Origin of the sequence: uncultured Phyllobacterium sp., from assembly GCF_902479695.1 — a bacterium.
Classification (GTDB): domain Bacteria; phylum Pseudomonadota; class Alphaproteobacteria; order Rhizobiales; family Rhizobiaceae; genus Phyllobacterium; species Phyllobacterium calauticae.
Window position 1 is genome coordinate 80371 of the sequence record NZ_CABSQF010000018.1, and the last position, 21425, is coordinate 101795.

Below are 21425 nucleotides of genomic sequence, written 5' to 3' on the forward strand. Positions count from 1 at the left end.
GTTCGGGGCTTGACGTACCGGTTTTGAGACAGGGCCAATGCCCACGACGGCTGCAAGGAGATGAATGGGATGTTGTCAGCCGCCGTGACAATCATAGTCAATCACCCGCTTTAACCGGGAAGCGCTAACCATGCAGACTGCCATCATTTTCGATTGCGAATTTCTTTGCCGCGAAGGGTCCCAGCGTCGATTCTGGTGTGCGGCTGATGATCCTGATCCGGTTATTGCACAAATCGGGGCGGTGAAACTCGGGCTGGAGGGAGATTTCCCTCTTTTGGATACGTACCGATCTCACGTTCTGCCAGTCGACCGATTTGGCAACAGGTATGCGCTCGATCCGTTTTTCACCAAGCTGACGGGGATCACCGATGAAACCATGGAAGCGGAGGGCGTATCGCTGCAGGACGCACTGGCAGGCGTCGATCACTTCTCAAATGGTGCGCAATTCTGGTCGTGGGGGAAGGATGAGCTGAACATGGTTGCCGTCAGTTGCTATGTCGCCGGCATTCAGCCATCCATTCCGGCTGGCCGGTTCGATAATGCGGTAAAGCTGCTGATTGCGGCTGGGATGCCAATTGAGGATTTGGCCAAGACGCCCAGCAACAGGCTCGCTGATTACTATCGTGTGAAACATCCCCCGTTGCAGGGACACGATGCACTCGATGATGCCCTTTCCGTGGCATACACGCTCCAATATTTATTGAAATCTGGGAAATTGCAGCCAGACTTTTTCGATCACAGCAAGTCCTGAAAGTCAGCCGCTTGGTGCCCAATCGCATGCGTCAGCTCACGATAGAGACAGGTGGGAGCGCGATCTGTTATGGGCTGCCAAGGAATGACCGGATTGGGTGGGCATCACAGACCTGAGCCTCGATATAGCCGCCACCGAGAGAGCTTTGCCTTTCAGGTAAGCCGTGGATAGCAACAATCTCCCGGATACCCGGCAGGGTGAAGACTTGGCCCTGGCATGGAGATTTGACAAGTGAATTGCCATTCAACCGGATAGGCACAACAGGTGGCATTCTCCGGAAATTAGCAATCACCGGCGATCGCTGCTAATATATTGTATTCTAATGATTATTATGTGAATTCCATTGATTTGCCATTGAAGTCGGCAAACAAGTGCGGCACCATATTTCCAATGTGAGAACAACGGAGATTGCGATGCACTTTTCGTCAGAGATGGAACGCCAGCTGAAGGGCTACGGTATCACAACTGCTCATATTCTATACCGCATTCCCCATTTTCAATCCGTTCTGCAGACCTATATCTGGCAGGACTACGATCTTGCTCCGGAATTTCCCGAGATGAGGAAATTCCTGGACTTCTGGCAAAGAAAACTGGATGGCCCGCTGCATTCCGTTCGCTACTGCCATCAACGCCTTATTGGCCCCAGTGAGTGGCGTCATGTCGATGGTGAGTTCAAGTTGAACTGAGTGACCTGAGGGTTTCATTGGCAAAGCGGTCCGCGCCAGCCTACCCGGGCACCAGGCCGTCGAACACTTCGAGCATCGCATCGGCAATCGCCTTGCCCAATGCGGTCCCGCATTCTTTAATTCCAGCTTCATCCATATCACGTGCGGCCAATGCCAGCGCGGATCCCTCGGCCCTGACAATCTCCTGGGCACGCTCGATGGCCCAAAGGGCAAAATCGCTTCGCGTGGTTATTTCGATCGTTTCCATGTTATGTTCCACTTCGGTGAAGGACCCCAACAATGGCGGAGAGACCCGTTGAGGCTGCTCAAAAAGATTGTCTGTCCGGCTTGCCTTTGTCTCGCCGGGCATCTTTTTACCGCCCATGCAAATGCTGACCAGTTCGTACAGTTTGAAAGTGCGGCTGTGAAGCCTACTCAGTTTCAGGAACGCAACGCCCGGGCAAGAGGCGAGGCAGTGAATGCCGTTCCCGGCACGCCGCTGCAGGGGTATCTGACACGACCACAGGGGGAAGGGCCGTTTCCCGCCATCGTCATTCTGCACGGATGTGCGGGTATACACCCGAGTGTGAAGGAAACCTGGCCCGAGCGGCTGGCATCGTGGGGCTACGTTGTACTTGTTGTCGACAGCTTCAGCACGCGTGGCATTCAGAACACCTGTAATAACCTCCTTGTCGACCGTGTATATGATGCCTATGGGGCTCTGGAGTTCCTATCAAACTACAGTTTCGTTGATCCCAAACGCATTGCTGTGATGGGTTTCTCGGCTGGCGGGATTGCAACACTGGAAGCGGTGCAATTTGGCGGGGCCGAGCGGCTGATGGAGCACAAGTTCAAGGCGGCGGTAGCCTATTATCCGATATGCAAGGCAGCCAATGGCGACATGGCGGTCCCGACTCTGGTTCTGGTCGGCGACCTCGATGACTGGAGTCCCGCGGAGCAATGCCGAACGATGATGAAACAACGCAGCGGCGCGGGAAGCCCCGTACAACTCAACGTCTATAAGGGTGCGCATCACGCGTTTGACGCTCCGGAATTCAAGACTGGCTTTGAAGCCTACGGTCACTGGATCGAATACAATGGGATTGCCGCCGATCAATCCGTAAGCGACGTCCATGCCTTCTTACGGGGAGTCTTTGGGAATTAATTCATCCGGGCAAGATTGCATCTCCAAAGGTCTCAATCCGAAATGTGGAAGAACGCGCATCAGCGGGAGCCATGCGTTTGTCGCCCGCAAAATATAGTCCGCCGTGTCGTGCCAGTTCATTTTCCGCAAGCAATTGAAGTGGAACGGTGTCGCCTTGGGCTGCATGCTCGAAGGCGTGGTCAAAGCGCTGCGCAAGTTCGCTGTCCAATTTATTGAGCAGGCGCGGTATCCATTTGCCCTTGCCTGACCACGCGCAACGGCCAAGCAGTGCAAAATCGGCCAAGGGTTGATAGAGCTCGGCCGCTATGGCACGTCGCTCCGCAGGCGCGTGCGCGTCGCGCAAATCTTCAAGAAGGCTTGTAATCAGATAACGAATACCGTCCCGTTTCTCACCCTCGAATGGTGGAGGGCCTTTGGCGAGGAGATTTGCAGCAAACGTCTTGAGGGCTTCCGCACGATCGATGTCAGGCCCAATCGCGACACCCGAAGCGATCATGTCCACCATTATGGGATAACCGTTCTTGGCATCATTCTCTATGAACCAGGCCAAGGTTTGAGGGTCATGCACAAAGGCTTCGACCGGAAGGCCAGATTCGATGAATGACTCGCGCCATGCCGCATCGAGATGGTCAAAGACAACAACGAGGTCGATATCCGAAGAGGGGGTGCCTTCGCCGCGCATGATGGAGCCTGCTACAAACGCACAGGATGCACCTTGAAAACGGGCGGCGAAAACATGATTGGCAATGACCAGTGCTCGGTTGATCTGCTCTTGCATTCCAACTCCCATGTTCTGCTCCCTCAGAAATGCTGAAATCTCATGCGGCTTTGCCAAATTATGTCTCATGCCACGTTCCGTTGAAGAGAGCAGCTTCTCGTTCACACCCCTCGACGATAAACCCGCACTTTTCATGTGCCCGGATCGCACGCTTATTATAGGCGAGGACCCGAATTCCTATCCGACGCAAGCGCATGGTCAAGAACGCATACCCAGTACCAGCTTTATAGCGCAACTGCCCAATCCATGGCCAAGAGAAGTCTTGTCGTAGATGCCGATTGCCAACGTCGACATGCGCGATGGCAGATGAATGAGGTTCAGCCGGGCTTCCGTCAGGATGAACCAGGTACGTTTCCACGTGAGCCATTAAGCCAGCACAACCCGGTGTGCGCTTGCATAAGGGGGGCAGTTATCAGTAGACTGGGTGCATGGCACTCAAACGAATGGACAACTTAGGAATCGTCGTCGAAGACCTCGAAGAGGCGATTGATTTCTTTCGCGAGCTCGGCCTCGAACTCGAAGGTCAGGCCACAATTGAAGGAGAATGGGCCGGACGTGTCACTGGACTGGGCGATCAGCGTGTCGAGATTGCCATGATGCGCACACCGGACGGCCACAGCCGGCTTGAACTTTCCCGCTTCCTCACGCCGCCCGTCGTCGCGGATCACCGCAATGCTCCGGTCAACGCTCTAGGCTACCTCCGCGTCATGTTCACCGTGGACGATATCGACGACACGCTTGAACGGCTCCGCAAGCGCGGCGCGCAGCTTGTAGGCGAAGTCGTCCAGTACAAAGACGCGTATCGGCTCTGCTACATCCGTGGGCCTGAAGGACTTCTCATCGGACTTGCCCAAGAACTCAGCTGAGCGGGCACGTTGCAATTGTGCACGCCAACCAGGCCATCACCGAAACATTGGTCCTTTTGCACAAAATGTCGGCTCTTGGCGGCGGCATTGCCGCTCAGGCGAAACATCCCGATACGCGTTTTCATATGTGTTTTTTACCCGGAGGACGCCCGGATTCAATCCACTGTACGCGCTGAGGGGCGCTGTGAGTGCGTTCCACCGATATCACCTCAGCTTCGGCCAAGATACAGAGTGGAATGTCCGCCAGTCAGAAATGGGTTGTAAGTTGGGTAAGCCAAACAGGTGATACCTCGACCAGCAAGGTCTCCATCCTCTTGTCCAAGCCACTCACGATAAGAAATCCGATGGCGAAGAGCAGAGCGCCCAATATGGCTTTCCCTCGTTGACCGGCGTGCAGCAGCTGGTTGCGCCACCGGAGCATGCGCTCCCGGGAAACAACTCCGAGAAGAAGCAAAGGCAGGGCCGCACCGATACCAAAGGCTGTCATGACGCTTGCCACCTGTCCGAGATCCTTACCCTGTGCCGCCAGCACGGATGCAGCACCAAGCGTCGGACCGACGCAGGGTGTCCATACCGCACCGAGCAGCAGACCAAGGGCGAACTGCCCCTTTAACCCGGTTGCGGAAAATCCACCAAAGCGGCGATCGGCCCAGCCGCCAATTGGGCCCCCTGACACGGCGAGTTGAGTCTGGAATTTGGGAACCATGAGGACCAACCCGACTGCCAACAAGAGCAGGGCGGCAAAGTCCTGAAAGGCTCCGGTGTCCAACCCGATTGCGAAACCGATCGTTGCGACAAACAGCCCAATGCCAACGAATGAGATGGCTAGGCCCGCAGCAAGCGCGACCGGACCCAACTTGTGCTGGAAGACAGCTACGCCAATGACAAGCGGCAAGAGTGGCAGAACGCAAGGCGACAATGTTGAGAGGATACCAGCCAGGAACGCAAACAAGGAGCTGCCAATTCCCATTGCACTATCCTCACTTCATTGCCGTTGACTGAATGAGAGCTTCTATTGAGCCCGGATTCGTATCGCCGACCGACCGAGCGGTCTCCACCGTTCCTCGGAACGCGATCAAGGTGCTTTGGCTCTGCGCATGAAATTGGCGGACGATCGATTTCTGGCTGTCGAAATCGACCTCGAAAATCACGAGGTCCGTGTTCACCGGCTGCTCTGCAAGCCTGTCGATGATCGGCTTCTGGGCCTTGCAGGTAGGGCACCATGTGGCCGAAATATCCACGAGAATGCGTGCACCGCTTTGCTGCGCCGCTTTGAAGCTTGCCGTATCGTAGGACTTTCGATCAACTGCGCCCGCCACGGATCCAGCGGCCCATGTCGCCGATAACGCCGTGAGCAGGGAAATAAGAAACAGTCGTCTTTTCATGATTATCTCCATCATCTTCCGGGGTTCAATCCTGTGGTGACAAGGTGCGCGGAGCCACCCATCGGAACATTCTTCGACCGAACAGGCCGCCGAGCCCTATCAGCAGGACCGCGGTGCCCAGGTTCCACATCAGGATCATCATGGTGGCATCGATGACGTGAAACAGCGACAAAGCTGTCGCAGTGATCGCAGCCACGGCAAGACTGCCCATCAAGGTCGTGACTGTTGGCCGGAGCGGAGCCGCGTAGCGGAGCATCACGAGCATTGTCAGCGACAAAGGCAAACTGGTCAGGACCAGGGTCGCGAAGCAATCGGCCGCTTCCCCAAGGCTGATGCCATCGGGACTGACGCTGATCCACTGGACGAGACACTGGTATCCAATATTCGACAGCCACAACACCACGGCCGGCAAAGGAAGGAGCAGCCAGAGCCGGGAGCGGTCCGGCAGGCTCAGTTCAAAGGCAGCAATGGCGGCCGATATGCCGGTCAAAAGGGACGCTGTCATACTGATGGCAAAGATAGGGTCCCGAAGACGTTGAACGAGATCGGGCCGAATCCCTTGACTGACAGCAATCAACGCAAGCAACACAGCGGCGAGCAAAAGCCAGCAGACCGCACGGATCGCCGGCGGCCGCAGTCGCCGGACCGGCGCCATGTTTGATGCAAGTGTCGCGATGAGATCCGGAGTCTTGATCATATGTTCTTCCAATCGGCCAGCTTCTTGCGCAGGTTCTTCAGAGCGCGATGCGTGGCGACCTTCAACGAAGCGATGGACATGCCCGTTACCATCGCGGCCTCTTTCAGCGACATTTCCTTGAGCTTGAGCAGCCGGATGGCCTGCTGTTGCGTTGGGGCGAGAGTGCCGATTGCACTTTCCAATTTATGTCGATCCGGCCTTACGTCCATGTTTGCTCGGGGCTCGGCCAAGGCTTGGTGCGCTGCAGTAAGAGATACCTCGTTGGCCTTTACGCGGCCCTGACGCCTTAGCCGATCGATAAAGCGGCGATTGGCGATCGCGACCAGCCACGGTCCAAATGGCCGTGCGGGATCATAAGTGTGGCGAATCGAATGCACCGTGAGCAAAACATCCTGAACGGCGTCTTCAATGTCGCTTTGATCGCGATGTCGCCGGGCTGCAAGTGAGCGAAGATACGGTGTTATCGCCTCCAACAGCCGAAGATAGGCAGATGCGTCACCATCCTGGGCGCGCGCCATGAGGATGGTCCAATCGAGGTCAGGGATACTCGGCTCAGCGTGGCTGAAATCATGCATTCCGTTATCGCTGTTTCCCACATCGTGCTGTCGTCCGGCGACGATTTTCAACGGCTGAAAGTGGCTGCGTGGTTCCTCGGTCATCGCTGCGCTCCACATGAAGACGCGACTATTGGAGTGGAACCAATGTGGTTGTCGGGGCTTCGGAGGCGGCGAGGAGACATTAACCGGCACCTCGCGCTTTCCCCGCGTGATTGAACCGGTCAAGCAGATGATCGAGCGAAATCTTGCCCGGTCCAAGAGCAATGAGGGCGATCGCCAGGGCTGCCCAAGGGAGATGGAAGGTTGCCCAGCCATCCGGTACAACGAGTTGGATCACGGCTGTCATCATCAGGAGGCAGAGGGCGCTGAATCGCGTTGCCAGGCCAAGCACAAGCAGGATCGGGAATGTGATCTCGGCGATCCCGACCAGATGTGCGATCAAGACCGGCGCTGGAAAACCATAGAGACCGCCGAAAATATGAAGTTGGAACTCTTCCTCGAAGAGATAGAGCGTACTTGGTGAAAGCGAAAGAGAGCCGTCCCATCGGGTAAGGCCGGACCGAAAGAAGGGCACGGCGAGCGCGATGCGAAGCATAGGCGGTGCTGTCATCAATGCCACTTGGACGAGCCGCCTGGTGATATTTCGGATGGTCCGCCCGATATCGAAATCGTGGAAGGACGTGCTGACCCCGGTCATGGTCGTCCTGCCAATTTTTGCAATGTCGTATTGGTCGAGGGGCTGTAGCCGATAAAGACGCCGGTCCTCATAAGTTCTTCCAGGTTGACCGTCAGATCAAAACCGTGGTCGGCAGCCATAGCGATCTTCAGCGCAGCCAGCACCGACATCCCGTCAGCAAGTGCTTGCAGGAAGTCCAAGCCGCCCCTTGCCAGCAACCGGACTTCGACCTCGGCCGCCGGTCGAACGATAAGCACATCCTCACCAAGCGCAAGGTCGACAGGCGCTGGAACCCCGCCGGCAATGTTCATCCGCCAGATCGTAAAGGCTGGGAATTGCGAGCGGACCAAATGCACCGAAGGATGGGGAAGGAGACAGATTTCTGGAAGAGCCTCAGGTGCTATTGCGGCGAGAACCAAAGGATCGAGAGGCGAAGCTTCGGCTGCGTGATATGCCTGCGTCCAGAAATACTCGATGCGGGCGACGTCGCTTAGGTAGGGAAGCGTTGCTGCCGGGGCGAAATCACCTATAAAATCCGGGAAACTGGCACCATAGTCGAGAAGGATTGGCGAGCCTGGCGGCTCGGCAATCACGTAGGTGCGCGCCATCGCCTGAAAGAATGCCTGACCAACGATGCGGCAAATGGCTGGGAATGTCGCCTGTAACGTCTCGACCAGACCAGCCACCACATTGTTGCGATAGACCGCAAACCGCCGCGCACTGGGCTCTCCGTCTGGCCCGACAAGGCCAAACGGGGCTGGCCGCTCGGGATCGAGCAGCGCGGCGGCGAATTCCTGTTGCCGTTCAGCCAGCCGCAGCATGGTAAAATCCCGTGGGCAGCCCGGCAAACATGATTGCCTCGGCGCGCTCAGCTTCTGCCTTGAGCATGGTCCATGCAGGAATATCCGCGTCCCATTCGATCAGCGTGGGTAAAGGACCGACACGTTTCACCGTGTGTTCGAAAAGACCCCAGACGATCTCGTCGACGGGACGATCATGGGTATCGATAAGAAGCGGCCGCCCCTTGTCGTCAGCCTCCTTCGCATAGCCTGCCAGATGGATTTCCCGCACATGGGCGAGGGGATAAGCATTGATATAGGCGATGGGGTCCCATTCCTGATTGGTCGACGCGACGTGCACGTTGTTGACATCAAGGAGGAGACCGCAGCCTGTTCGCCGGACAATCTCGGCAATGAAGTCGATCTCCGAATAGGTGCTTTCGGCGAAGGCGAGATAGGTTGACGGGTTCTCCAGCAACATCTGTTGCTGAAGGTTCTCTTGAACGTCATCAATGTGTTCGCAAACGCGGGTGAGTGCCTCGACCGTGTAAGGCACCGGCAGCAGATCGCTCAGAAAACCTGCATCGTGCGATGACCATGCCAGATGTTCAGAGAACAGCCCGGGTTGGTAACGTTGAACCAGCTCCCTAACGCGTTTGAGGTGATCTTGATCAAGTGGCCGGTCTGCACCGATCGACAAACCGACGCCGTGGAGGGACAGTGGATAGTGTTCGCGGATGGCCGAGAGATAGCGGTGCGGCGGACCGCCTGCGCCCATATAGTTTTCCGCATGGACTTCGAAAAAGCCAATATCTGGAGCGGTCTCGACGATTAAGCGGTAATGCCCGGGTTTGAGCCCGACGCCGGCACGCGGCGGAATCAAAGCTTGAGTGGCGGACGGCAACTGATTGTACATTGTGACCTCGTCGAAACCGATTGCCCGGACGAGCGGTGCAAATGCCCGTCCGGTTCAGTCTTTTTCAAACTTTCGGCGTGAGACTTCCCGTGCCCTTCGGTGTATGCATGGTTGTGCACGTACCCTTGGGCTCAAGCTTGAAAGCATTTCCTTGATAGTCGGTCGTGCTCGTTCCAGCGCAGGTGGTGCCAGCACCGGCGTAGCAGTCATTATGACCCTTGAGGGCCACACCAAAACATTTTTCCATCTTGCCGGATTTGACTTCTTTTGCGGTCATGTTACGCATCTTCATCATGTCAGCCTTGCTCATTGGCCTCATCTCCTCCGCGCTTGCAGATGTGACGGCAAACGAACCGAGGGCCGTAGCGAACGCGCCGGCGACCAGAGCGGATAGCATGCGATTGGACATTTCTGTTCCTCCGATTATGGGTTGGCGGTGGACGATGTGCTTTTGCCCAGCGGGGCCATCGCGGCTCGTCTGATAGGAAGTTCGCGCGGCACGCTAAAAGGTTACTGCCAAATCAAACAAACAGTCTTTTTATCCATGTTCGATATCGGGCGCTCTCAGCCGGTGCCAACACGATCAACAGCATTCCTCATAGGCGAAGTGGCGTGTTTTGTGCCCTGCATGTCTCTTGAATCGGCGGGCAGGGCACATCACCGTAGGAGCAGAAGACGCAGCAATCGCCCTCGTTAGGTTTGAGCAGCGTTCCGCAGCCCGTGCATTCGTAGAAGTATCGGCAAGCATCGGTGGGCATTGTCTCGGAGGCTCGATGTCCACAAAGCGGGCAGGTAAGGGTCGAGATGACCTGTGTCATGGTGATTGTCCCAGCTTGAGTAATCGGATGCGCCAGTCTTGGATCATACCGCGCTTCCCACTCCCTCCCTGAGGCAGGTGAGCGTCAGTCACGGCTGCTTTCCTCGCAAGATAGGTGTATCCTGAACCCTGTAGCCACTACAGGCTCAAGAGGAAACGGAGGCCATGCGTGATCTGACGATCGGCAAAATCGCACGAGCAACAGGCGTCCATCTGGAAACGGTCCGTTATTACGAGCGTATCGGCCTGATGCCTGAGCCTGTACGGACGGCCGGTGGCTATCGCAGCTATGGTTCCGAGCATGTGCGGCGGCTGTCATTCATCCGACGAGCACGTGAGCTCGGCTTTGGGATCAAAGATATCAAGGCACTTCTTGCCCTGGTGCAGCCGAGCGAGGCGTCCTGCGCCACAGTCAAAACACTGACCTCGGCCCATCTTGATGATGTGCGAGCCAAGATTTCCGATCTCCGCAGACTGGAAAGCATCCTCGCCCAAACGGTCGATCAATGTTCGGGCAGCGTGTCTCCGACTTGCCCCGTTTTGGATATGCTTAATCACATAAACTAGACGCCGATTATGTGCGCGTATCATCAGGACAAGTTCGGCAAGCAATAAGAGCGCGGTTAATACAATCGCTCCCAATCTGCTCTGCCTTACGCTGCATTTGACAAGTTCACCTATGTCGAACCTGAAGAAAACGACGATGACCTTAAGAAGCTTCGCACATGGCTTGGAAAGATAAAGGCGCTCGACGTCTACCAATCCCCAAAAGGGGCGGAAGCGATGAATAAGCGCAATGAGCGCGAAGCTCGGCTCGAATCCTTCGCCCAACCGGTGTTTGCCGCGCAGGATGAGAACAAGCCCAACTCGGGGCCTCAATCGTAACAATGCACACCGGGGAAATAGCTAGTCGCTCGCCCTGCCTGAATCTTCCTGGTGTATAGTGGCGGGTTGACTGGGCTTCTAGCGACCTTGGAGAAGGTCTCCGGTTGTCCGATTCATTGGTCTGAACTTGGTTTTTGGGTTCCCCAACCCTTGGGAAACCCGTTTTCTCAGGAAATAGTTTTTCAGCTAAGCCTTTGACTTCGTTGGTAGGAGAACGGGACATCGGGTCCTAAATACAGAACTTTGGGTCTCCCACCACCACTTAGCTGGTTTAGCTGCAGCCGGACGTGCTTCCGCATGTATCGCACTTCAGGCAGGTGCCGTTGCGCACCATGGTGAAGTTCGAGCATTCCGAGCAGCTGTCGCCGGTATAGCCCTGCATCATCGACTTGATGCGGCGGTCGGACATCACCTTCTTTGCTTCGGCCTTGGCTTCTTCCGCCGCGGCTTCGGCGCTGGCATCCCCAAACAGGGCGGAGGCAGCGGATGTGTCTTCTTCCAGCTGGTCCTTGGCGCGTTCCTCATAGTCACGCTTGAAGCCCGTGGCCTCGTCCTGCGCCTGGGCAATAACCGGCTTGGTCGCGATGGCAACCGCGGAGCGGGTCGCAAGGGCCGTGACGTTCGACGCCATGACGGCCTTCGGTGCACCCGAGCCGAAACCCTTGGGATCGGGAGCGCCGGGGCTGACCATCTTCAGGACGGCGCCGCGGGTCAGACCCTTGGATACCGGCTCGGTCTTGCCCTCGGAAATGCCGCGGCCCAGCGATGTGTTGGAGAAGTCGGACTGATCCACATGGGCAAGATCATGGCGGTCGAGATAGGAGACAGCCAGCTCACGGAACACATAGTCGAGGATCGACGTGGCGTTCTTGATCGCGTCATTGCCCTGAACCATGCCGGCCGGTTCGAACTTGGTGAAGGTGAATGCCTCCACATATTCTTCCAGCGGCACGCCATATTGCAGGCCGAGCGAGATGGCGATGGCAAAGTTGTTCATCATCGCCCGGAAGGCAGCGCCTTCCTTGTGCATGTCGATGAAGATCTCGCCGAGACGGCCATCGTCGAACTCACCGGTGCGCAGGTAGACCTTGTGGCCGCCGACGACGGCTTTCTGGGTGTAACCCTTGCGGCGGTTCGGCAGTTTCTCGCGGTCGTGGATATATTTCTCGACGATGCGCTCGACGATCTTCTCGGTGACCTGCACCGCGCGGGCGGCGGCAGGCGCCTCGATCAGCGCCTCGATGGCATCGTCCTCGTCGTCATCCACGTCGGCGAGCAGCGAGGAGTTCAGCGGCTGCGACAGTTTCGAGCCATCGCGGTAAAGCGCATTGGCCTTCAGCGCCAGTTTCCATGACAGCATGTAGGCCGACTTGCAGTCGTCGACGGTTGCTTCATTGGCCATGTTGATCGTCTTGGAGATCGCGCCGGAGATGAAGGGCTGGGCGGCGGCCATCATGCGGATGTGGCTGTCGACCGAGAGATAGCGCTTGCCGATCTTGCCGCACGGATTGGCGCAATCGAAAACCGGATAATGCTCTTCCTTCAGGAAGGGCGCGCCTTCCAGTGTCATCGCGCCGCAGATGTGGATGTTGGCGGCTTCGATTTCCTTCTTGGAGAAGCCGAGTGCCGGCAGCATTTCGAAGGAGAAGTCGTTGAGCTGTTCATCGGTGAAGCCGAGAACATTCTTGGCGAAGTCTTCGCCGACCGTCCATTTGTTGACCGCGAACTTGATGTCGAAGGCCGACTTCAACGCCGTGTTCAGCGTGGCGATGATCTCGTCGGTAAAGCCCTTGGCCTTCAGCGAGCCCGGGTTGATGGCGGGTGCCTGGTTGAGATTGCCGTGACCGACGGCATAGGCTTCGATTTCAGCAATCTGGCTTTCGGAATAACCGAGCGTGCGCAGGGCTTCCGGTACGGCGCGGTTGATGATCTTGAAGTAACCGCCACCGGCGAGCTTCTTGAACTTGACCAGAGCGAAATCCGGCTCGATGCCCGTGGTATCGCAGTCCATGACGAGGCCGATCGTGCCGGTCGGCGCGATGACGGTGGCCTGCGCATTACGGTAGCCATGCTTTTCGCCGAGTTCCAGCGCCTTGTCCCAGGCCGAACGGGCATGGGCGATCAGGTCCTGGTCCGGGCAGTCGGAAGCAATCAGCGCAACCGGGTTGACGGCGAGGCCTTCATAACCCTGGGTTTCGCCATGGGCAGCGCGGCGATGGTTGCGGATGACGCGCAGCATGTTGGCGGCATTTGGTGCATAGCCGTTGAAAGCACCCAGCTCCTTGGCCATTTCAGCCGAGGTTGCATAGGAAATGCCGGTCATGATGGCGGTGAGGGCGCCGCCGATGGCGCGGCCTTCAGCGCTGTCATAGGGAATGCCCGAGGTCATCAGCAGGCCGCCGATATTGGCGTAGCCGAGACCGAGCGTGCGGTATTCATAGGAGAGGCGGGCGATTTCCTTGGACGGGAACTGCGCCATCATCACGGAGATTTCGAGGACGATCGTCCACAGGCGGGCCGTGTGCTCATAACCCGTCACGTCGAACTTGCCGTCCTTGCCGCGATAGGTGAGGAGGTTGATCGATGCGAGGTTGCAGGCCGTGTCATCGAGGAACATGTATTCCGAGCACGGGTTGGAGGCGCGGATCGGGCCGGCCGCCGGGCAGGTGTGCCAGTCGTTCATCGTGGTGTTGAAATGCAGGCCCGGATCAGCGGACGCCCAGGCGGCGTAACCGATCTTTTCCCAGAGGTCGCGGGCTTTCAGGGTCTTCATGACCTTGCCGTCCTTGCGGGCGGTCAGGCTCCAGTCGCCATCATTCTCGACGGCGCGCAGGAATTCGTCCTTGAGCGACACGGAATTGTTGGAATTCTGGCCGGCAACGGTGAGATAGGCTTCGGAATCCCAGTCGGTGTCGTAGGTCTTGAAATCGATATCCGTGTAGCCCTGCTTGGCGAACTGGATAACCCGGTAAATGTAGTTTTCCGGAACCTGGTTCTTCTTGGCCGCCTTGATCTCGCGCTTCAGCGCCGGGTTCTTGGCGGGTTCGTAGCAATCGCCATTGTCGGCCTCGCAATTCACGCAGGCCTTCATGATGGCAGCCAGATGCTGCTTGACGATCTTGGAACCGGTGACAAGAGCGGCAACCTTCTGCTCTTCCTTCACCTTCCAGTCGATATATTCCTCGATATCGGGATGATCGACATCAACCACCACCATCTTGGCGGCGCGGCGGGTCGTGCCGCCCGACTTGATGGCGCCGGCAGCGCGGTCACCGATCTTGAGGAAGGACATCAGGCCGGAGGAGCGTCCGCCGCCGGAAAGCTTTTCGCCTTCGCCGCGCAGGAACGAGAAATTGGAGCCGGTGCCGGAGCCGTACTTGAACAGGCGGGCTTCGCGAACCCACAGGTCCATGATGCCGCCTTCATTGACCAGATCGTCGGCGACGGACTGGATGAAGCAGGCATGCGGCTGCGGATGTTCATAGGACGATTTTGACTTCGTCAGCTTGCCGGTGTCCGGGTCGACGTAATAGTGACCCTGGCCGGGGCCATCGATGCCATAGGCCCAATGCAGGCCTGTGTTGAACCATTGCGGGGAATTGGGGGCGACGCGCTGGGTGGCGAGCATGTAGGCGAGCTCATCGCGGAACGCGAGGGCGTCTTTCTCCGAATCGAAATATTTGCCCTTCCAGCCCCAGTAGGTCCAGGTGCCGGCAAGGCGATCGAAAACCTGACGCGCATCCATTTCCGAGCCATAGCGTGCGTCGGCCGGCAGCGCTGCCAAAGCTTCCTCATCGGCAACCGAACGCCACAGCCATGAAGGGACGGAATTTTCCTCAACCTTCTTCAGCTTGGCCGGTACGCCTGCCTTACGGAAATATTTCTGCGCGAGAATGTCGGCCGCGACCTGACTGAACTGGGCCGGCACATCGATATTCTCCAGACGGAATACAACAGAGCCGTCGGGATTCTTGATCTCGCTCGTCGCTACGCGGAATTCGATGTCCGCATAGGCTGATTGATTCTCTTTGGTAAAACGCCGTTCGATCCGCATCTGCTTCGTCCTTGTCTCTATATATAGTGTTCGTTGGGCGCCATGTGAAGAGCTGCGCGCATCAAGAACACAAACCCGCCCTATCCGGATTCAGTCCCTGAATCCGGTGCTGTCGCCGCGACCTGTCCTCGATGCGGTTTTCACCGCTTCAGTCCTGGGCCCGGCGGCCCTTTTTTGACGCCTGTTTTGTGACTCGCCCCAAATGAGAATGTCACATTATCTGGTGTCGAACGTACCTGTAAACACTAAATATTGTGTTAAGACACCATTTACCCAACAAATGTTTCCCTGTGCACAATGGTATTCTTCCGGCTGCAGACACAGGTCATCACCGGCGTGCACCATAGGGTGCAAACTGTGAAAAACACTGCATAAACTGGGAAAAAGACCGGTCACATTACTCCCCGGTCACGCCACAAACGCAACGACTGCCCTATAAAAAGTGACTCGGGGTCGAGCGTCAAGAATTAGTTTTTTACATATTTGTGACCGCAACATCTTGTGTGTCACATATGTGGATAACGGGGAGAACTTTCGCTTGTTTTTCCGGTAGCTGGCTACGGATGGAAAGGTGGCGCCAATGGCGCTCAACATCACCTATTGTGGGTTCTTGTCCTTCAGGCGCTCATATTCGAGGGCGTCGCGCGTGGCATTTTCCGTATCGCCCTTGGCGTTATAGGCGATGGCACGGTTGTAAAAGGCGGTGGGATAGTCCGGCTTGAGGCGGATAACGGCGGTGTAACCGGCAATCGCCGCGTCGAGATCGCCTTTCTTTTGAGAGGCATAGGCTTTGCCATACAGGCTGTCGATGTCTTCGGGTGCCAGTTTGAGCGCCGTGTCGTAGTCCTCGATCGCCTGATCGTAATTGCCCAGGTCGTGCCTGGCATAACCCCGGCTGTACCAGGCATCCTTGAAGTCCGGCTTCAGGGTGATGGCTTGGGAATAATCGGCAACCGCAAGATCAAGCTTCTGCACATCCAGATAGGCGTTGCCCCTGTCATAATAGGCCTTGGCGCGCAGCTTATCCGGCGCGCTGTCAATCCAGTTGTCGCAGTTGCTGATTCGCTCTTCCGGTGATGACGATGCGGTCTCGTCGATGCAGCCGTGCTCGATCTTCTGCAATTGCGTATTGTCGAGAGCGAGGGCGGGGCTGGAAAGGATGGCGATAATGGCGAGCGAAAGATTGAAGCGGATCATATCGCTCGTCCCGAACATCAGCGAGGGGTGACGAGCGCCGGATCAAAACTCGCAATGAGGGCCTTCAGTTCCGGCTCTTCGACCCGGCGGGCGCATTCTTCGACGCTGACCCATTCGAGGCGGCGTTCGCCGCGTTCGGGCCAGTTCTTTTCCTGATGGGAAAAATGCATGGGAAAGACATCGACGACGAAATCGCCGCATTCGCCTTCCGACATATCGTGCTTTTCATAGCGGTAAACGCCGATGGAGAAGGGGGCTATATCACCGCGCGCACCGGCTTCCTCATAGGCCTCGGTCTTGGCCGAATGGGCGAAGGTCTTGCCAACCTGCGGCCAGCCCTTGGGCAGCACCCATCGCCCCGTGCCGCGACTGGTGATCAGAAGAATCTCTGTTTGCTGTTTTTTGACCCGGTAAACGAGCGCGGCAACCTGGCGGATTCTGCCGTCCGGCATTTCAATCCGCTTTTCCGTCACGATCTCGTTGGCGTAATTTAAGTTCAATGCTCCGCTCTTTTTTTGCGATTTGTTTCAATGATTGTGAACCGATTCTTGCAAATCGCAATCACTCTCAGGCTACTGTTCCTAGCTTATATGCGACTTGTGTCGATTTTTTGAACAGCAGTGCAAAAAAACCACAGCGGATCCCGCAGAGGCAATATCACTTCGAAGGCAGGGAATCCATTCTACGGAAGAATGAGAGGCAGCCGGAATGAACGGCGCTGATCACGATATGCCATGACCTCCAGCGAGGTCATGGTTCCATTCGTGTTTGGGCGGAGGCGGTTCGGGCTACCCCGCAGGAAATGGCTGGTTAGCCCCGGTGTCCCTTGGTGATCGGTTCCTGATAGGTCAGGCCCATATCCCAGGGGAAATAGATCCAGGTGTCCTGCGAGACTTCCGTGACGAACGTATCGATCAGCGGGCGGCCCTTCGGCTTGGCGTAGACCGTGGCAAAATGCGCCTTGGGCATCATGGCGCGCACGACCGCAGCGGTTTTGCCGGTATCGGTCAGGTCGTCGATGACGAGAATGCCCTCACCACCATCTTGCAGAAGGCGCGGATCGACGTCCTTCAGCACCTTGAGTTCGCCCTGTTCCTCATAGTCGTGGTAGGAGGCAATGCAGACGGTTTCGATCATGCGGATGCCGAGCTCGCGGCAGATGATTGCCGCCGGTACGAGGCCGCCGCGGGTGATGGCAACCATGGCGCGCCATTCGCGCTGCATGCCCGCGACACGCCAGGCAAGGGCACGGGCGTCCCGATGGAACTGGTCCCAGGACACCGGAAAAGCTTTATCGGGAAGAGACATGGTGCACTCCATCAGGTAAACACGAAACAGGCGGAGGTTAATCCGCTAGGGAATGCGTCTCGCAATAGCTGGAAAAGCCTGTCCGTGGCAAGCCGCTTGCGCGGCCCGCTGTTCCCGAGGGTGCAGAAAGATGTGATTTGCGGCTGTCTTGCGCGGAGTTCGTCAGCGTGACATCAGCGTCAGGCATGGCATGTCGGATATGAATGAACTTGTCACCCCGCCAAAAACCCATTCCTTGAGGCGCGACTGGCTATAGGCACCCATGACGATCAGATCCACCTTGTCGTCGGCAATCTTGCGGCGCAGGATCTTGTCGGCGGCCTCGCCATTGGATTCAATCGTGAAAGGATTGACGTTGACGCCGTGGCGGCGCAGGGCGTCCGAGAGCGGGGTGCCCGGAATATCCATATTCGGGTCGGTGGTTTTCTTTGGATCGATCCAGACGACATCCGTGCGTTCGGCCTTGATCAGGAAGGGCAGGGAATCGAACGCCGCCCGCGAAGCCTCGCGCTTGCCATTGAAGGCAACGAGCACGCGGTTGATTTTCGTGGGGAGTTCGATCTTGTAGGGGACAAACAGCACGGGACGCCCGCTTTCCATGACAAGCGGGTCGGTGACATCGTTGACGCTGTCCGGATCATCCGGGTCCGGTTGCCCGGCCACGATGATATCCGCACGCAGGGCGCTTTGGGTGACGCCGGCCGACGGGCTGCTGCTCTCCGAGCGGACGATGCGGAACTCGTGGGAAATCCTGCCCTTGCCCATTTCCTTGTTGAACAGCGCAGAGATCGCCTCCGAATTCTCCTTGTGGCGCTGTTCATGCGCCTCGAACAGGGTCGTATCGGCAAAACCGGTGGGATCTGCGTAAACGATGGGAGAGGGGATCGTGTAAAGGCCGATGATGTGGGTTCGTTCGCTTGAAGAGGCGATCAGCTTTGCCGCGCCCATAACCCTTGGCGCCTCGCGCTCGCTGCGGATAAAAGCGATGATCGTGCGAAATGCCATGCGGGCCTCCATCGGTTGACAGGTCGATCTTGCTATTCAGAGCATTATACGCTCCGAACGCAAGACCGGCGCGTGTGATTTTATCGCAGGTGCGAACGGAACGTTGGCCGCAGGCCTATGGTTCCTCAGATTTGCTTGGCCGATGCGAGGTGTTCCACCATGGCCCGTACGGCCTGTTCTGCGGCGGCGAGCTTGTCCTCGTCACGGGCGCGGACAACCAATTCCGTTGAAAACCTGTTGTTTTCGTACTTCGGATAGGAGCCGATGATCGTATCGGGATGCGCTGCCTGGATATCGCGCAGCGGTATGGCAATCGTGCCTTCGCCGAAGGGGCAATTGACCGAACGGGAAAGCAGCTGCTTGCCGACCCTCAGCGTGGGAATCACATTGTCGAGCATCGCCTGAAAAATCGAGGGAACACCCGCCATCACGTAGACATTGCCGATGTTGAACCCGGGCGCGGTCGAGACGGGATTGTCGATATGCACGGAACCGCGCGGCATGCGCGCCATGCGCTGGCGGCTTTCGGTGAACTCCATGCCGCGCGCCGCGTAATTGTCGCCCATCAGCTGCATGGCCTTGGCGTCATGCTCGCAAGGCACGCCAAATGCCTTTGAAACGGCGTCCGCCGTAATGTCGTCGTGGGTCGGGCCGATGCCGCCTGAGGTGAAGACATAATCATAGGCGCCGCGCAGGGCATTCAACGCGTCAACGATGCGGTCTTCCTCATCCGGAACAATCCGCACTTCCTTCAGATCGATGCCGACCGCCGTCAGAATATCGGCGAGATGGCCAATGTTCTTGTCCTTGGTCCGGCCGGACAGCAACTCGTCGCCAATGGCAAGCATGGCAGCGCTCACGACTTCATTCGTCATCTGGATTCTCCTATCGCGGAGGCGACCGTAATGGGCGCAAACAGCCGCCGCAAGCCATTTCAAATGGTGAACAGTTTGTCGCGACAATGTCTGTTTTAATGAACAGCGAAAAGCTTAACCTATGGGCATGGCGGCATTTTCCCGTCCAACCGATGTCAACGATGGAGACGATCATGGCCAAGGTGTTGGTGCTTTATTATTCAAGCTGGGGACATATGGAGCAGATGGCCTATGCCGCTGCGGACGGCGCACGGGAAGCCGGCGCCGAGGTCACTGTCCGGCGCGTGCCGGAACTGGTTCCGCTCGATGTGGCGAAGGCCTATCACTACAAGCTCGACCAGAAGGCAGAGATTGCCACGGTGGACGAGCTCGAAACCTATGACGCGATCATTGTCGGCGTATCCTCGCGCTTTGGCTCGATGTCGGCGCAGATGAAGAATTTTTTCGACCAGACCGGCGGTCTCTGGGTCAAGGGCGCGCTGATCAACAAGGTCGGCTCGGTCATGGCGTCTTCAGCCACCCAGCATGGCGGCCAGGAACTGGCGCTTGTTTCCACCCAGTGGCAGATGCAGCACCATGGCATGATCATCGTACCGCTCTCCTATGCCTATCAGGCGCAGATGGGCAATGACGTCGTGCGCGGCGGTGCGCCCTATGGCATGACCACGACGGCCGATGGCGACGGCTCGCGGCAGCCTTCGGCGCAGGAACTGGAAGGCGCAAAATTCCAGGGCAAGCGCGTTACCGAGATCACCATCAAGCTGCACGGCTGATTGAATCAGCCAGCCGGCGCAAGCCGCCTGAGCGGTCCTGCCGCCAATTCGTCAGGACGCAGCGTCAACACGGACACACCGGAGGCTGTAACGGCGACGGTGTGTTCAAACTGTGCGGAAAGCGCCCCGTCTCTCGTCACGACAGTCCAGCCGTCGGCTTGCGTTTTTACGGTCCGGCGGCCCTGATTGAGCATCGGCTCGATGGTGAAAACCATGCCCTCACGCAGGGTGAGGCCGGTTCCCGGCTTTCCGAAGTGCAGGATCTGCGGTTCCTCATGCATTTCCCGGCCGATGCCGTGACCGCAATATTCATGCACCACGGAATAGCCATGGCGCTTGGCATGGCGTTCGATTGCCCAGCCGATGTCACCAAGCCGCGCACCCGGTCGAACGGCGCGGATGCCCATCCACATGGCTTCGTAAGCGGTGTGGACCAGCCGCCTGGCGGCCGGATTGACGTTGCCAACGAGATAGGTCTTGCTGGAATCTGCGATATAGCCGTTCTTCTCCAGCGTGATGTCGAAATTGACGATGTCGCCGTCCCGAAGCACATCCGATTGGGACGGGACGCCATGGCAGACCACATCGTTCACCGAAGAATTCAGCACAAAACCATAGCCGTACTGGCCTTTGCTCGCAGGGCGGGCCTGAAGATCATGGACGATGAAACGCTCGGCCATTTCATTGATCTGAAGTGTCGACATGCCGATCAGCGAGGTTCGATCCAGCAGCCCGAACACGGACGCCAGCAGCCGGCCGGATTCGGCCAGCAATGCCAGTTCCTGGGGCTGCTTCGTCATGCTTCACTCGCAGCCAGCGGTTGCGCCGATACGCCGGCGGAACTGAGCTCGCGCTCGATGATCGCGGTGAAACTGAGCGTCGGATTGGTCTCGCAGAGCATGCCGATTTTGATCCAATAGGCGGCCTGCGCATTGATTGAGCGGCACGATACTTTGCTCGCCCTGCGCAGTTGATCGTGCAGATCGTCATCTATGCTCACAATACCCATGGGTATCTCCATATATGGTTCGTATATGAATCGTATATAATACGGATATGAAAAGGCCAAGGGTAACGTTGCACAGCAGCATGATGAAACGTGCGGGGACGGGAAATGGTGCGGACGGCGGGGGTCGAACCCGCATGACCTATGGCCGAGGGATTTTAAGTCCCTTGCGTCTACCAGTTTCGCCACGTCCGCGCGCCTATGCTTTTCAACGGTTCGGACGATTCCGTCAACAGCCGGTTGCCGGAAAATCGGGGCTCGATCACGTTC

General features: G+C 57.3%; 26 protein-coding genes and 1 tRNA gene. 7 read left to right on the forward strand and 20 right to left on the reverse strand.

The window, feature by feature from the left end; all coding sequences use genetic code 11:
• Nucleotides 1–130: 130 nt before the first annotated feature.
• Together RDL77_RS13040 and RDL77_RS13045 are read left to right on the forward strand one after the other, a co-directional pair.
• Nucleotides 131–751 (forward strand): 3'-5' exonuclease, encoded by a 621-nt coding sequence (locus RDL77_RS13040; protein WP_288193200.1) that lies wholly within the window; start codon nt 131–133, stop codon nt 749–751.
• A 413-nt stretch (nt 752–1164) separates the two neighbouring features.
• Nucleotides 1165–1437, forward strand: a complete 273-nt coding sequence (locus tag RDL77_RS13045) for an usg protein (protein ID WP_223613069.1) — start codon at nt 1165–1167, stop codon at nt 1435–1437.
• Between the two features lie 40 nt (nt 1438–1477).
• Here the strand turns inward: RDL77_RS13045 and RDL77_RS13050 are convergent, their stop codons facing one another.
• Nucleotides 1478–1684, reverse strand: a complete 207-nt coding sequence (locus tag RDL77_RS13050) for a hypothetical protein (protein ID WP_223613070.1) — start codon at nt 1682–1684, stop codon at nt 1478–1480.
• A 48-nt stretch (nt 1685–1732) separates the two neighbouring features.
• Between RDL77_RS13050 and RDL77_RS13055 the strand changes: the two genes are divergently transcribed.
• Nucleotides 1733–2581, forward strand: coding sequence for a dienelactone hydrolase family protein (locus RDL77_RS13055; RefSeq protein ID WP_288193202.1), 849 nt, complete (start codon nt 1733–1735; stop codon nt 2579–2581).
• Nucleotide 2582: 1 nt separating this feature from the next.
• On the opposite strand, the gene RDL77_RS13060 is transcribed toward RDL77_RS13055, so the two are convergent.
• Nucleotides 2583–3464 (reverse strand): nucleotidyltransferase domain-containing protein, encoded by an 882-nt coding sequence (locus RDL77_RS13060; protein WP_288193204.1) that lies wholly within the window; start codon nt 3462–3464, stop codon nt 2583–2585.
• 323 nt (nt 3465–3787) lie between these two features.
• On the opposite strand from RDL77_RS13060, the gene RDL77_RS13065 reads away from it, so the two are divergent.
• A complete protein-coding gene (locus RDL77_RS13065; RefSeq protein WP_288193206.1) occupies nt 3788–4225 on the forward strand; it encodes a VOC family protein in 438 nt (145 codons plus the stop codon).
• A gap of 247 nt (nt 4226–4472) precedes the next feature.
• Here the strand turns inward: RDL77_RS13065 and RDL77_RS13070 are convergent, their stop codons facing one another.
• The 9 genes from RDL77_RS13070 to RDL77_RS13110 all read right to left on the reverse strand — a co-directional run bounded on the left by RDL77_RS13070 (nt 4473) and on the right by RDL77_RS13110 (nt 10053).
• Nucleotides 4473–5195: a cytochrome c biogenesis CcdA family protein gene (locus RDL77_RS13070; protein ID WP_288193208.1), complete on the reverse strand. Its 723-nt coding sequence runs from the start codon at nt 5193–5195 to the stop codon at nt 4473–4475.
• A 10-nt stretch (nt 5196–5205) separates the two neighbouring features.
• Nucleotides 5206–5610, reverse strand: a complete 405-nt coding sequence (locus tag RDL77_RS13075) for a thioredoxin family protein (RefSeq protein ID WP_288193210.1) — start codon at nt 5608–5610, stop codon at nt 5206–5208.
• Between the two features lie 25 nt (nt 5611–5635).
• On the reverse strand, nt 5636–6307 hold the full coding sequence (locus RDL77_RS13080) for a DUF1109 domain-containing protein (RefSeq protein WP_288193211.1): 672 nt from the start codon (nt 6305–6307) through the stop codon (nt 5636–5638).
• Complete coding sequence (locus RDL77_RS13085) at nt 6304–6966, reverse strand: sigma-70 family RNA polymerase sigma factor (protein ID WP_308526402.1); 663 nt, start codon at nt 6964–6966, stop codon at nt 6304–6306. The genes RDL77_RS13080 and RDL77_RS13085 overlap by 4 nt, the downstream gene beginning before the upstream one ends.
• 79 nt (nt 6967–7045) lie before the next feature.
• Complete coding sequence (locus RDL77_RS13090; protein WP_288193212.1) at nt 7046–7474, reverse strand: DoxX family protein; 429 nt, start codon at nt 7472–7474, stop codon at nt 7046–7048.
• 83 nt (nt 7475–7557) lie between these two features.
• Nucleotides 7558–8361, reverse strand: coding sequence for a DUF2063 domain-containing protein (locus RDL77_RS13095; RefSeq protein WP_288193214.1), 804 nt, complete (start codon nt 8359–8361; stop codon nt 7558–7560).
• A complete protein-coding gene (locus tag RDL77_RS13100) occupies nt 8345–9235 on the reverse strand; it encodes a DUF692 domain-containing protein (protein ID WP_288193215.1) in 891 nt (296 codons plus the stop codon). Before RDL77_RS13100 ends, RDL77_RS13095 begins: the two co-directional genes overlap by 17 nt.
• Before the next feature lie 64 nt (nt 9236–9299).
• Complete coding sequence (locus RDL77_RS13105; protein WP_288193216.1) at nt 9300–9644, reverse strand: DUF2282 domain-containing protein; 345 nt, start codon at nt 9642–9644, stop codon at nt 9300–9302.
• A gap of 187 nt (nt 9645–9831) precedes the next feature.
• Nucleotides 9832–10053, reverse strand: coding sequence for a GDCCVxC domain-containing (seleno)protein (locus RDL77_RS13110; protein ID WP_288193217.1), 222 nt, complete (start codon nt 10051–10053; stop codon nt 9832–9834).
• A gap of 164 nt (nt 10054–10217) precedes the next feature.
• Here RDL77_RS13110 and RDL77_RS13115 point away from each other — a divergent pair, with 164 nt between their 5' ends.
• Nucleotides 10218–10619 carry a helix-turn-helix domain-containing protein gene (locus RDL77_RS13115; protein ID WP_288193218.1) on the forward strand — a complete coding sequence of 134 codons (402 nt, stop codon included), beginning with the start codon at nt 10218–10220 and terminating at the stop codon, nt 10617–10619.
• Nucleotides 10620–10700: 81 nt separating this feature from the next.
• Entirely contained in the window at nt 10701–10937 is a 237-nt protein-coding gene (locus RDL77_RS24835) for a Chromate resistance protein ChrB (protein WP_353884997.1), read from the forward strand.
• Nucleotides 10938–11208: 271 nt separating this feature from the next.
• Here RDL77_RS24835 and RDL77_RS13120 read toward each other — a convergent pair whose 3' ends face one another.
• The 6 genes from RDL77_RS13120 to RDL77_RS13145 all read right to left on the reverse strand — a co-directional run bounded on the left by RDL77_RS13120 (nt 11209) and on the right by RDL77_RS13145 (nt 19376).
• Nucleotides 11209–14991 carry a vitamin B12-dependent ribonucleotide reductase gene (locus tag RDL77_RS13120; protein WP_288193219.1) on the reverse strand — a complete coding sequence of 1261 codons (3783 nt, stop codon included), beginning with the start codon at nt 14989–14991 and terminating at the stop codon, nt 11209–11211.
• A 597-nt stretch (nt 14992–15588) separates the two neighbouring features.
• The gene (locus RDL77_RS13125; protein ID WP_223613099.1) at nt 15589–16188 is read right to left on the reverse strand and encodes a tetratricopeptide repeat protein; all 600 of its coding nucleotides are present in this window, start codon (nt 16186–16188) and stop codon (nt 15589–15591) included.
• Nucleotides 16189–16205: 17 nt separating this feature from the next.
• A complete protein-coding gene (locus RDL77_RS13130) occupies nt 16206–16640 on the reverse strand; it encodes an NUDIX hydrolase (protein ID WP_308526403.1) in 435 nt (144 codons plus the stop codon).
• A 358-nt stretch (nt 16641–16998) separates the two neighbouring features.
• Entirely contained in the window at nt 16999–17496 is a 498-nt protein-coding gene (gene gpt, locus RDL77_RS13135; RefSeq protein WP_223613101.1) for a xanthine phosphoribosyltransferase, read from the reverse strand.
• Nucleotides 17497–17658: 162 nt separating this feature from the next.
• Nucleotides 17659–18501: a universal stress protein gene (locus RDL77_RS13140; protein WP_223613102.1), complete on the reverse strand. Its 843-nt coding sequence runs from the start codon at nt 18499–18501 to the stop codon at nt 17659–17661.
• Nucleotides 18502–18626: 125 nt separating this feature from the next.
• Nucleotides 18627–19376: a competence/damage-inducible protein A gene (locus tag RDL77_RS13145; RefSeq protein WP_288193220.1), complete on the reverse strand. Its 750-nt coding sequence runs from the start codon at nt 19374–19376 to the stop codon at nt 18627–18629.
• Between the two features lie 173 nt (nt 19377–19549).
• Between RDL77_RS13145 and wrbA the strand changes: the two genes are divergently transcribed.
• Nucleotides 19550–20149: an NAD(P)H:quinone oxidoreductase type IV gene (gene wrbA / locus RDL77_RS13150; protein WP_288193221.1), complete on the forward strand. Its 600-nt coding sequence runs from the start codon at nt 19550–19552 to the stop codon at nt 20147–20149.
• 5 nt (nt 20150–20154) lie between these two features.
• On the opposite strand, the gene map is transcribed toward wrbA, so the two are convergent.
• From map to RDL77_RS13165, 3 genes are all read right to left on the reverse strand, one after another.
• Nucleotides 20155–20949, reverse strand: coding sequence for a type I methionyl aminopeptidase (map, locus tag RDL77_RS13155; protein WP_288193222.1), 795 nt, complete (start codon nt 20947–20949; stop codon nt 20155–20157).
• Complete coding sequence (locus RDL77_RS13160) at nt 20946–21158, reverse strand: ParD-like family protein (RefSeq protein WP_288193223.1); 213 nt, start codon at nt 21156–21158, stop codon at nt 20946–20948. Before RDL77_RS13160 ends, map begins: the two co-directional genes overlap by 4 nt.
• 106 nt (nt 21159–21264) lie before the next feature.
• Nucleotides 21265–21350 (reverse strand) — tRNA-Leu (locus tag RDL77_RS13165).
• Between the last annotated feature and the right edge of the window lie 75 nt (nt 21351–21425).

What these genes read in the sequence shown, in the direction of transcription:
- RDL77_RS13145 (WP_288193220.1), bottom strand. Translation starts at nt 19,376, where the DNA reads ATGACGAATGAAGTCGTGAGCGCTGCCATGCTTGCCATTGGCGACGAG.
- RDL77_RS13125 (WP_223613099.1), bottom strand. Translation starts at nt 16,188, where the DNA reads ATGATCCGCTTCAATCTTTCGCTCGCCATTATCGCCATCCTTTCCAGC.
- gpt (WP_223613101.1), bottom strand. Translation starts at nt 17,496, where the DNA reads ATGTCTCTTCCCGATAAAGCTTTTCCGGTGTCCTGGGACCAGTTCCAT.
- RDL77_RS13100 (WP_288193215.1), bottom strand. Translation starts at nt 9,235, where the DNA reads ATGTACAATCAGTTGCCGTCCGCCACTCAAGCTTTGATTCCGCCGCGT.
- RDL77_RS13130 (WP_308526403.1), bottom strand. Translation starts at nt 16,640, where the DNA reads ATGCCGGACGGCAGAATCCGCCAGGTTGCCGCGCTCGTTTACCGGGTC.
- RDL77_RS13110 (WP_288193217.1), bottom strand. Translation starts at nt 10,053, where the DNA reads ATGACACAGGTCATCTCGACCCTTACCTGCCCGCTTTGTGGACATCGA.
- RDL77_RS13050 (WP_223613070.1), bottom strand. Translation starts at nt 1,684, where the DNA reads ATGGAAACGATCGAAATAACCACGCGAAGCGATTTTGCCCTTTGGGCC.
- RDL77_RS13090 (WP_288193212.1), bottom strand. Translation starts at nt 7,474, where the DNA reads ATGACAGCACCGCCTATGCTTCGCATCGCGCTCGCCGTGCCCTTCTTT.
- RDL77_RS13095 (WP_288193214.1), bottom strand. Translation starts at nt 8,361, where the DNA reads ATGCTGCGGCTGGCTGAACGGCAACAGGAATTCGCCGCCGCGCTGCTC.
- RDL77_RS13040 (WP_288193200.1), top strand. Translation starts at nt 131, where the DNA reads ATGCAGACTGCCATCATTTTCGATTGCGAATTTCTTTGCCGCGAAGGG.
- RDL77_RS13115 (WP_288193218.1), top strand. Translation starts at nt 10,218, where the DNA reads ATGCGTGATCTGACGATCGGCAAAATCGCACGAGCAACAGGCGTCCAT.
- RDL77_RS13160 (WP_288193223.1), bottom strand. Translation starts at nt 21,158, where the DNA reads ATGGGTATTGTGAGCATAGATGACGATCTGCACGATCAACTGCGCAGG.
- RDL77_RS13085 (WP_308526402.1), bottom strand. Translation starts at nt 6,966, where the DNA reads ATGACCGAGGAACCACGCAGCCACTTTCAGCCGTTGAAAATCGTCGCC.
- RDL77_RS13105 (WP_288193216.1), bottom strand. Translation starts at nt 9,644, where the DNA reads ATGTCCAATCGCATGCTATCCGCTCTGGTCGCCGGCGCGTTCGCTACG.
- wrbA (WP_288193221.1), top strand. Translation starts at nt 19,550, where the DNA reads ATGGCCAAGGTGTTGGTGCTTTATTATTCAAGCTGGGGACATATGGAG.
- map (WP_288193222.1), bottom strand. Translation starts at nt 20,949, where the DNA reads ATGACGAAGCAGCCCCAGGAACTGGCATTGCTGGCCGAATCCGGCCGG.
- RDL77_RS13140 (WP_223613102.1), bottom strand. Translation starts at nt 18,501, where the DNA reads ATGGCATTTCGCACGATCATCGCTTTTATCCGCAGCGAGCGCGAGGCG.
- RDL77_RS13065 (WP_288193206.1), top strand. Translation starts at nt 3,788, where the DNA reads ATGGCACTCAAACGAATGGACAACTTAGGAATCGTCGTCGAAGACCTC.
- RDL77_RS13070 (WP_288193208.1), bottom strand. Translation starts at nt 5,195, where the DNA reads ATGGGAATTGGCAGCTCCTTGTTTGCGTTCCTGGCTGGTATCCTCTCA.
- RDL77_RS13075 (WP_288193210.1), bottom strand. Translation starts at nt 5,610, where the DNA reads ATGAAAAGACGACTGTTTCTTATTTCCCTGCTCACGGCGTTATCGGCG.
- RDL77_RS13120 (WP_288193219.1), bottom strand. Translation starts at nt 14,991, where the DNA reads ATGCGGATCGAACGGCGTTTTACCAAAGAGAATCAATCAGCCTATGCG.
- RDL77_RS13045 (WP_223613069.1), top strand. Translation starts at nt 1,165, where the DNA reads ATGCACTTTTCGTCAGAGATGGAACGCCAGCTGAAGGGCTACGGTATC.
- RDL77_RS13080 (WP_288193211.1), bottom strand. Translation starts at nt 6,307, where the DNA reads ATGATCAAGACTCCGGATCTCATCGCGACACTTGCATCAAACATGGCG.